The following is a 1,960-nucleotide window of genomic DNA, read 5'->3' as shown; positions in this document are numbered from 1 at the left end:
CCGGTGTAACCGAACCGATTGAGTTCTCATTTATGTTTGTCGCGCCGCTTCTGTTCGTCGTCCATGCCGGGTTAAGCGGTTTAAGCGCATATTCCGCACGTAAATTTTTCCATTTTATGATTTTTTTAAAGGAATTTTCTCCTTCTTTGTAGAATTGAATGATTATCTAATTACGGGAAGATGAGGAAATTTTTATGTCAGATCAAATTTTAACCTTACATGTGGGGCCGTCTCAACTTTTATCTAAACTGTGTGATGAAATAGAACTCGAAAAAACCATTAATGATTTAGTCAAATGGGATTCTGTCCGTTGTCATATCTCACCCGGAACAAGGATTAAAGCCCTTGTCTTAAACATTTTATGCAGTGGCAAGCCCCTTTATAAGGTTCATGAATTCTATCAAAACCTAGATTCTGAGATGCTTTTCGATACATCGGTTTCACCCGATCAATTAAATGATGATGCATTAGGAAGAGCATTAGATTACTTGTATGAAGCCGAAGCATGGAAAGTCTATTCCACCCTTGCATTAAAAGCACTAAAAAAATTGAATCTTCCTATTGGTATACTGCATAACGATACAACCTCAATTTCTGTTTACGGCGAATATAAGCAACCGAAGGAAGATGGACTGCAAATTACGTACGGGTATAGTAAGGCCCATAGGCCTGACTTAAAACAAATCGTTCTGGGGATGGGGGTCACACCTGAACGAATTCCTATCCTTGCAAAAGTAGAAAATGGGAATACTTCGGATAAATCTTGGAATGTGGAATTCATTCAAAAGATGAGAAAAATCCTTTCCCATGAAGATTGGAAAAATCTCATTTATCAAGCCGATTCTGCATTAATCACAACGGAAAATCTAGCGGAAATTCAACAACAAAATTTATCGTTTATTTCCCGTTTACCTGATACATTCGGTTTAAGCACAGAACTAAAGAAAGAGGCATGGTTGCTCAATAACTGGGAAAGGGTAGGCTCACTTAGCAATAAAAAAGACGCAGCTATTTACCAAATTCAAGCTTTTGAAAGACAAATTCAAAACCTTCCTTACCGGTTTCTTGTTGTCCACTCAAACAATTTAGATCAACGAAAAGAGAAAACCCTAAATCGGGCGATCGAAAAGGAAGAAATACAATTAAAAAAAGAGATAGAAAAACTGAGTAAAGTTATCTTTCATTGTAAAGAGGACGCACTAGAAGCAATTCAATCTTTTAAGAAAAAACAAAAGGCTTCATATTTCTGTTATAAACTAAACGTCCAGATGAGTGATCAACCTATCAAACGAAAAAAGAGAGGAAGACCTAAAAAGGACGAACAGACAAAACGAGAACAAATCTATCAGATACAACTGGAATCGTTTGAAAAAGATCATGATTTTATCGAAAATAAGAAAAAAATGCTCAGCACTTTTGTTTTAATCACAAATAAATTAGATGAGGAGACACTATCCAATCAAGAAGTTTTGAGGGTTTATAAAGGACAGTCGGCCGCTGAGACCCGTTTCCGATTAATCAAAGATTCACAAATGATTGATGCCATTTACTTGAAAACCCCAGAAAGGGTTGAGGCCTTAGGTATTGTGTATGTGATGGCTTTATTAATCTATGGAATTTTAGAATATCGAGTTAGAAAAGAACTGAAAGAAAAGAACCTATCTCTAATCTTGAAAGGAAAAAGGAAACTCTCTCAACCCACAGGCCAAGCATTGTTAGAGCAATTAGAAGATATTACCGTGATCCTTATAAATCAAAATCAACAAAAAATAAGGCTCTTACCCGATAATATTGATTCACAAGCCAAAAAAATCATTGAATTATGCGGGTATGATGTATCAATATACGTGTCAAAAAATGTCGAAAACAAAGGAGAATAACACACAATAGGAGGAATTCATGAAAAGAATGTCGAATTGAAAAGAATTTTATCGAAAATTCCTCAAAAATAAGAAGATAT

General features: G+C 35.5%; 1 protein-coding gene. It reads left to right on the top strand.

From position 1 onward, the window contains the following. Positions 1-194: 194 nt before the first annotated feature. Entirely contained in the window at positions 195-1,880 is a 1,686-nt protein-coding gene (locus P9687_RS15935) for an IS1634 family transposase (protein ID WP_168986130.1), read from the top strand. Positions 1,881-1,960 lie beyond the last annotated feature (80 nt).

Source organism: Weizmannia sp. CD-2023, assembly GCF_036225245.1.
Classification (GTDB): Bacteria; Bacillota; Bacilli; order Bacillales; family Bacillaceae_C; genus Weizmannia; species Weizmannia faecalis.
The sequence above is the reverse complement of the archived record's forward strand: the minus strand, read 5'-3'. Positions and strand labels throughout refer to the sequence as shown.